At 42.6% G+C, this 707-nt stretch carries 1 protein-coding gene; it reads right to left on the bottom strand.

The annotated features are described in order from the left end of the window. Positions 1-106: 106 nt before the first annotated feature. The coding region (locus CI597_RS17570; RefSeq protein ID WP_235824671.1) for a hypothetical protein at positions 107-707 on the bottom strand (601 nt) is incomplete at its 5' end.

Raw genomic sequence — 707 nt, 5'->3', positions numbered from 1 at the left:
TTTCAGGCATAGCGACAGTTATGTCTATTTTCTATGTTCTTTTTTCTGTTTTAAATAATATTTACTTTTCAAAGTACGTTTCTCGGCTGTTGCCGATAATAATCACTCAGGATTCCGAGAGATTATAATACCTTGCATTCAGATAATAAAGCCCCGTTGTCTCATCATATCGTCCCCCTGTATAACAGGTTTCATTCTTAGCCGTATTCTCTCCAATGCTCTGCGTCTCTCCAAAGTCTTCATAGCGGTAAGACACATCTGCTTTTCCATCGTCTTTCAGAAGATTTGTAGTACTTCCCTGTACATCTTTGTTATACACATAATATGCAGTATCATTGCCCGTATACCTCTGGGTTCCTATGATATTTCCGTCAGTTCCCAAAAGATCCTGAGACGTCTGCTCTCCTTTTCCATCGGTCGTATAAGAGACCACGCCATCCTGATAATAATAGTTGGTCGTCTGATCTCCTTCCACTCTCTGGATTCTCTGCCCGTCTCCATTGTAACGGTTCTGCTGAACAACCGCATTCTTTCCATCTTTGTTCACAGAGACTTCGGTCAGGCGGTTCTCCGCATCATCGGTACGGTAAAGGATCTCCCCTGTTGTTCCATTGGTCTGTCCGATCTCATTTCCGTTCTTGTCATAGACATACTGCTTATTCTCTTGTACGGTACCATCTTTCCATGTGGTCGAAGTTTTCACCTGA

It is taken from the genome of Anaerostipes hominis (ex Lee et al. 2021) (genome assembly GCF_002270485.1).
In the GTDB taxonomy this organism is placed as follows: domain Bacteria; phylum Bacillota; class Clostridia; order Lachnospirales; family Lachnospiraceae; genus Anaerostipes; species Anaerostipes hominis.
Note: the sequence above shows the minus strand (reverse complement) of the source record. Positions and strands in the feature narration are given on the sequence as shown.